Annotated in this window: 2 protein-coding genes and 2 pseudogenes; 1 reads left to right on the top strand and 3 read right to left on the bottom strand. The window is 66.9% G+C overall.

Annotated features, from left to right (window positions below; translation table 11 throughout):
- A pseudogene (locus XAXN_RS22200) lies at positions 1 to 135 on the top strand (adhesin); the annotation flags it as partial.
- Here the strand turns inward: XAXN_RS22200 and XAXN_RS19415 are convergent.
- From XAXN_RS19415 to XAXN_RS23745, 3 genes and pseudogenes are all read right to left on the bottom strand, one after another.
- Positions 99 to 5,042, bottom strand: coding sequence for an ESPR-type extended signal peptide-containing protein (locus XAXN_RS19415; protein WP_425511888.1), 4,944 nt, complete (start codon positions 5,040 to 5,042; stop codon positions 99 to 101). The pseudogene XAXN_RS22200 and the gene XAXN_RS19415 overlap by 37 nt on opposite strands.
- A gap of 540 nt (positions 5,043 to 5,582) precedes the next feature.
- The gene (locus tag XAXN_RS19410) at positions 5,583 to 7,457 is read right to left on the bottom strand and encodes a S8 family peptidase (RefSeq protein ID WP_054320734.1); all 1,875 of its coding nucleotides are present in this window, start codon (positions 7,455 to 7,457) and stop codon (positions 5,583 to 5,585) included.
- Between the two features lie 102 nt (positions 7,458 to 7,559).
- Positions 7,560 to 7,640: pseudogene (locus XAXN_RS23745) on the bottom strand (adhesin); the annotation flags it as partial.

Genomic DNA, 7,640 nt, shown 5'->3' with positions numbered 1-7,640 from the left:
ATGTTGAACATGTCCGCCAGCGTGGCCGGTATCGCCTCGCAGAACCGCATCGGTGCCGGTGTCGGTTTCCAGAACGGGCAGTCGGCGTTGTCGGTGGGCTACCAGCGTGCGATCAGCCCGCGCGCCACCGTCACCGTGGGCGGCGCGCTCAGTGGCGATGACAGCTCGATCGGCGTGGGCGCCGGCTTCGGCTGGTAAGGCGTTATCGCATCAAGCGCGGCGGCGCCCACGCCGATCGAGCTGTCATCGCCACTGAGCGCGCCGCCCACGGTGACGGTGGCGCGCGGGCTGATCGCACGCTGGTAGCCCACCGACAACGCCGACTGCCCGTTCTGGAAACCGACACCGGCACCGATGCGGTTCTGCGAGGCGATACCGGCCACGCTGGCGGACATGTTCAACATCGCCGAGCTCATCGCGCCCTGACGGTCCAGACGACGGTTCTGCCGGCGCAGGCGGTCTTCGATATCGCCCTGGTAGCTTTCGAAGCTGTCAGCCATCGCGTTGTAGCGGCTGTCGGTGTAGCTGTTGGCGGCGGCAACGCCGCTGTCCAACTGACCCTTGTTGACCGCATCGGTGGCACGCGTACCGGCGGCCACATTGGCCACCTGACGCTCACCGCCCACGCTGCCCACCGACACCGTGTTGGCACGATCGGCGACCGAACCCTGACCCAGTGCCACGGCGCCTTGTGCCGTGGCACGGGCGCCTTGGCCGATCGCCGTGCCGGACGCGGCCGTCACTTGCGCACCTTCGCCCATCGCCACGGCATTGGTGGCTACCGCCGCGATCTGCGCATTGGCACCCACCGCCGTGCTGCCATCGGCATTGACGCGCGCATTGCTGCCGATGGCCGTGTCGTTGGGGCCATGCGCATACGCGCTGCCACCGATTGCCGTGCCGGTGACGTGATTGGCCACTGCTGCCGTGCCCACGGCCGTGGAGGTGGCCGCCGGCGTGATGCTGCCATCCACTGCGGCAGTGGGTGTGCCTTGGACCGCAGTGCTTGCGGAAAGCCCAGTTGCAGTCGCCGTCGCTGCAGAAGAGAGGGGACTGTCGGCTATTGCGTCGGTTGCCAGCGCTGCGTCAAACACTGCGGTGCGCGACGTTGCCAGGCGTGCGAGAGATGTCCGTGACGCAGCTGTTGCCGCGCCGCCTCGTGCATCCAGTTCGCTGACCTTGCTGTCCAACGCCGTCAGTGCCGCACCGACGTTGTTGTAGCTGGCGCCTTGAATCACATAGGTCGGCGCCACAAACACGCCCTGCGCACCGATCGCCGCACCGCCGCCGAGGAAGCTGGCAGCATTGCTCAGCGACTGGAACAGCTGGCCGCCATTGATCGCATCGTTGCTGGCACTGGCGATCGCGCCGGCACCCACATTGACGATACGGCGCGTGGCCGGGCCACCGCGGCCATCGCCGCTGCCCACCGACACCGTATCGGCATCGTAGGTGCGCGAGCCCGAGCCCAGGGCCACCGAATCGGCGCCGCTGGCGCCAGCGTTGGCACCCAATGCCACGGCATTGCGACCGCTTTCGCGCACGAACGCGTTGTAACCCACCGATACCGCGTTTTCGCCGATGGCATTCACCTGACGACCGACGCCGGTGCTGTTGATGCCGGTGGCCGACGCATCCACGCCAACCGCACTGGCGCCGACCGCATCGGCGCGGCTGCCGCCGCCCAGTGCCAGGGTGTTGTCGGCAAGCGCCGCTGCGCTCTGGCCCAATGCGCTGGCATTGACGCCGTCGGCATAGGAATTCCAGCCGACGGCGGTGGTGTAGTCCGCCGTGGCCCAGGCACCGGCACCGAACGCCGCCGCACCCGTGCCGGAGGCGCGTGCCGGGATGAACCCGAAGAACGTGCTGCCGCCGACGGCCACGCTCTCATCGCCGGTGGCTTCGCTGAATTCGCCAACGGCTACCGCACTGGCACCGGAGGCCAACGCCACGGCGCCGACGGCGGTGCTGTAATCGCTCGACGCGACCGCGCCATAACCCAATGCCGACGACAGGCGGCCGGTGGATTCGCTGTAGCCACCGAAGGCGGCGCTGCCGACATTGGACGCGATACTGCGGAAACCCGCAGCGATGGCCTGATTGTCGGACGCCACCGCTTCGCTGCCCAGTGCCGTGGTGTAGGTCGCAATCGCCTGCGCGCCGGCACCATTCGCGGTGGCGCCGATATCGCTGGCCAATGCATTGCTGCCGACCGCGCTGCTGTTTTCGCCCAGCGCCTGCGCATTGCTGCCCAACGCGGCCGCGCCGGTGCCGCCACCCAATGCACCCACGCCCACGGCTGTGACGTTGTCCACCACTGCCTGCGCGCCCGCACCCAATGCGGTGGTGCCGGTACCGGTGGCATTGGCACCCTCGCCTGCCGCCAGCGCGTTATCGCCCTCGACGTAGGCACCTGCGTCGCTATCGGCGCTGCCGCTGGCCTGGAAGTATTTGCTCGTGGCTGCGCCGGCTTCGGCAACGGCGTTGAGCTGATCCAGGTTCACCGCGTCGGTGCCTTGCGTGCCGGCTGCAACGCTGGTGATCTGACGCTCGTTGCCAGCACTGCCCACCGACACCGCGAAGTCGCGATCGGCCACCGAATCGGCGCCCAGGGCCACACTGCCTTGGCCGGTGGATTCGGCGAAATTGCCCAGCGCTGTGCTGTTGAGACCCGGCGCCCACGCCGCGCCACCGACCGCAGTGGAGTAATCGCCGGAGGCTTCGGTCGGCAACAGGCCGAGCAAGGCACCACCCACCGAGACGCTGTGGTAGCCGCTGGCCACACTGCCCTGGCCGGCGGCAACACTGTCGGCACCTGTGGCGGCCGCATCGCCGCCCACGGCAACAGTATTGGAGCCGCTGGCAGTGCTGAAATTACCCAGCGCGGTGCTGTTGAAACCGCTGGCGCTGGAATATCCACCTAACGCGGTGGAGTAGTTAGACGTCGCCTCCGCGCCGAAGCCGAACGCCGCAGCGCTGGTGCCGTTGGCAACGCTCTCCGCGCCGACGGCGGTGGCCGATTCGCCACTGGCGCTGGAGAAATAACCCATGGCAGTGGATTCGCTGCCCTGCGCTTGGCTCAGCGCACCGACCGCCAGCGAGCCATCGCCATACGCGCCGGCGGCGGCGCCAAGTGCGGTGCTCTGCGCACCGGCCGCTTGGCTTTCGCCACCGACGGCCACGGCATAGTCGCCGCTGGCCTGGCTGAAGGCGCCATTGGACACGCTGCCGAAGCCGCTGGCCGCTGCGTTGTAGCCGGCCGCATTGGCGTACTGCGCGGTGGCGCTGGCGCCGCTGCCGATGGCCACCGCACCGATCGCGGTGGCCTGGCTGCTGGACCCGAACGCACTGCTGTAATCGCCGTCTGCCGTAGCATTGGAACCGGCGGCGACGCTATCGACGCCTTGTGCGATTGCAGCACCATCGCCGGTCGCAACGAAGGAGCGCGCAGTGGTGGACGCAACATTGGACACCGCAGTGAGCTGGTCCAGATTCACCGCATCGGTGCCTTCGGTACCTGCCGCCACATTGGTGATCTGGCGCTCTGCGCCATCCGCACCCACCGACACGGTATTGGCACGCGTGGCGACCGAGTTGGCGCCCAACGCAACCGAATTGGCGCCGCGGGCAGTGCTGTAATAGCCCAGCGCCGTGCTCAGTTCGCCGCTGGCCCACGATTCCGGACCCACGGCAGTTGCCCCTTCGCCCGGTGCATACGCGAAGTAGCCCACGGCGGTGGCTTCGGTGCCGGAGGCTTCGCTCAGCGTGCCGACCGCGGTGGTGTAGGTACCCGATGCGATCGCGCCGGCACCCAGCGCAGTGGAGGCTTCGCCACTGGCCTGGGTCTGCACGAAGAAGCCCAGACCGGGAATCAGATCCACTGGCCCACCAACCGCGGTGCTGCTGGTGCCGCTGGCGCTGGTCTGCGTGCCAACCGCAGTGGCGTAATCACCTGCCGCATTGGCGACCGCACCAAACGCAGACGCCTGCGCGCCTGCCGCATAGGCACCCACGCCGAACGACGATGCCGCAAAGCCATCGGCATTGGCGCTGGCGCCGACTGCAGTTCCGCCGACGCCGGCACTGGTGGCGCCGGTGGTGACCGGCACGCCGCCGGTGGTGACCAACGGCTCGCCGTCTTCGTTCACTGCCGCACCGCCCACGGCCACGCTCGCCGGACCATTGGCCTGTGCGTTGTGACCAAATGCTGCGCTGTTCTGCCCGGACGCGAGCGCGTTTACGCCCACCGCGGTGGCGCTGTTGGCCACCGCATTGGCGCCGGTTCCCAGCGCCGTGGTCGCCGTGCCGACGGCATTGGCGCCGTCGCCGGCCGCCAGGGCGCTGTCGCCTTCGACATACGCACCCACGCTGTCTTCGCCCGGGGATGCCTTGAAGAACAGCGCGGTGTCTTCGGCCACATCGGCCACGTCGCGCAACTGCGCCACGTTGACCGCATCGGTGGCATTGACGCCGGCAGTGACGTTGGTGATGCGGCGCGTGGCCGGGCCACCGCGGCCATTGCCGCTGCCCACCGACACCACGTCGTCTTCGTGGGTGCGCGAGCCTGCGCCCAACGCTACCGAATTTGCGCCGGTCACGCCGGCATTGGCGCCGAGCGCCACGCCGTTTTCGCCGCTCTGGCGCACGAAACTGTTGTAGCCGATGGCCACGCCGTTTTCGCCGATCGCATTGGTCTGGCGCCCGATCGCACTGCTGTTGGTGCCACTGGCGCTGCTGTCGGCGCCGGTGGCCACGGCACCGGTGGCGCTGGCATGGCTATTGGTGCCGATGGCGGTGGCCTTGCTGGCCGGCGCCGCTGCGCCGCGGCCGACTTCCACCGATGGCGCACTGGCGGAAAGCGGCGTTGCAAATCCTGCACTACCCAGCGCCAGGGCGATGGCGGCGGTCAGTCCCAGGCTCTGACGGCGATCGATGAATGCGGCGCAGGCAACCGCTCCGGGGCTGTCGCCACTGGCCAATTCCGAGACTACGGCCCACAGGCCAAGCGATTTGTTCCAGAACTTGCGATAAATCCGATTCATCGACGCACGACTCCTGAAGTTGTTGGACTGGTTTTTTGGCGAACACCCAGCGGCGCAAGGCGTTCCAGCCTACAATTCACCGCAGTTGTTCGCGCTATGGGCCTTGCGGCGGGGCGGCTTGCACCGGCTTCCTGGATAGGCAAAAAAGTGAACGCTACCCAACCAAATAACTGAGCGGAGTGTTAACAGCCGCCATTTCAGGCGTCAAGTTTTTGACAGGAAGCGAAGAGAAGTGCGCGATTTATTAAACTTCTGTTTGCTTCATTAGATTTTTGATAAATCTTTGGAAAACAGCGACCTAGATCATGTCCTTCGAGACATTTCAGGGCCGAATAGGCGGAACTGGAAAAGACAAAAAAGCCCGCTGGCAGGACTCCAGCGGGCTTTGTTGCGCAAAATGCAGGAGGTGGCAGGTCAGGTATGCGGTCAGCAGGCCCCGCACCCTGCATGCGCCTTCGATCGGCGTGCGGAGCGGCCGTGGCTCATGCGTTCACCGCCAAGGAAATGGCGATCTCGCCGCACCGACGACCGGGTGTCGAATCATTGACGCGCCAGCAGGTTCACCGCGTCGAAAACGCTGCCTTCCAGCTTGAGGATGTAGGTGCCGGCACGCGGCGCGGTGAAGCGCACCGTCTGGCTGGTGCCGCGACGCGTGGAGGCGCCGTCGTTGTCGGTGGCGGTGGGTTCGCGTCCGAATGCCACGTACAACTGCGCCTGGCCGCTGCCGCCGAAGCTGATGAAACTCAGCACCACACCCGCCTGCGCGTCGAACGTAAACACACCCGCATCGCCTGACAGATTGGAAATGCCGCTCTGGACCACGCCATTACGCAGTGGCTGCGCATCCACCCGACACCCCACATCGCCCCTGTCGCAGCGACGCAACGCGCGGGCAACCGCGGTTCCGGCATCCACGATGCCGGCCCCGGCGGGCGTTGCCACCGGAATCGACACCGGGAATGCGCGCGCAGTGCGCTTGAGCAGGCTTTCCATTTCGGCCGGCGACAACGGCGGTTTGCCGTCGGCGATCAATGCGCTCTGCACCAATGCGGCGGTGCCGGCCACATGCGGCGATGCCATCGAGGTACCGGCGTAACGCGTGCCGCCATAGGTGAACTGCCCGGAGGTCGGTGTTGTTTTGCCAGTGTAGAGGGTTTGCCACACAAAGCTGCGGATCGGGCCATCGTTGGTGACGAAGGACATCGAGCTGCCGCCCGGACCGGCCAGATCGATCTGACGGCCGAAATTGCTGTAATCGGCAAGCGCGCCGGTGGCGCGCGTGGCGGCAACGGCGATCACATTGGCGCAGTTGGCGGGCGCCATCGTCGATACATCGGCAGTTGAATTACCCGCCGCCACCACCACGGTGGTGCCGCGCGCCACTGCACCATTGATTGCGGCCTGCATCGTCGAACCGCATGCGCCGCCACCGCCCAGGCTCAGGTTGATCACTTCGGCAGGATGGCGGTTGTCCGGCACGCCATCGACGTGACCGCCGGACGCCCAGACGATGGCATCAGAAATGTCGGAGAGTCGCCCGCCGCAGCGCCCGAGCATACGCACCGGCAACACCTTCGCCCTGTAGGCGACGCCTGCCCCGCCAATGCCGTTGTTGTTGGTGGCTTCGGCAACCGTGCCGGCCACGTGCGTGCCGTGCCAGCTGCTGTCACTGGCCACCGAGAACAGCCCGCAGTCGCCGTCTTCGGCGATCCAATCGCCCAGGTCCAGTGCGCCGGGCACACGCTCGGCCGTGGCACGACGCGAGAAGAACGGGTCAGTGATGAAGTCGTAGCCGGTGAGCAGATTCCCGGCCAGGTCCGGGTGATCGGGCAGGATGCCGGTATCCAGCACCGCCACGACGACACCTTCGCCCTGCGTTGTTTTCCAGGCTTGCGCGACGTTGATGCCACCCACCGGGTCGATGAGATGCCATTGGTTGGTTTGCAACAGCGAATCGTTCGGCAATGCGCCGCTGGCTTGCAACGGATACATGCGCAGATCCACTTGCGCCGATTCGACCGACGGATCTGCACTCAATTCCTGCACCAGACGGTCGGCATCGGCGCGACTGAGCTGGGTCGGCAATTTGATCAGTTCGCCGCCGGCAGCAAGCGTGCGCAGGTAGGTTGGCGCTGCGGTAGCAGCGGTGCGGGCAGCAGGCGCAAGACGGATGGAGGCGCGCGAGGCGGCCGCACTGACCGTCGCCGAAGCACTGCGGCCGATGTCGCGCGCGGTACTTACCTGCACGCTGCGGTAGCGGACGATGATTCTGTCAACCGGCGCATTGACCATGGCCTGTTGGCGTTGGCCACTGGCCGCTGCCGCATCGGCGGTGGCGGCCAACGCCGTACTGCACGACGCAGCCAGGACACAGCAGGCAAGCACAAGGGCCTGCGTAGAAGAACTCTGGATCACGATGGGATTCCTTCGAGGTGAGTGCGAAAGGGCATGACGAAGAAAGCGCGCCGCCCGGCAACGGGCGGCGGGAATGCATGCAACCGCGTGGTCGTGCTGCGTCTACCAGCCGAAGCCGGCGCCCACGCCGATCGAGCTGTCATCGCCACTGAGCGCGCCGCCCACGGTGACGGTGGCGCGCGG

The organism is Xanthomonas axonopodis, assembly GCF_001304695.1.
Taxonomy (GTDB): Bacteria; Pseudomonadota; Gammaproteobacteria; order Xanthomonadales; family Xanthomonadaceae; genus Xanthomonas; species Xanthomonas axonopodis.
Note: the sequence above shows the minus strand (reverse complement) of the source record. Positions and strands in the feature narration are given on the sequence as shown.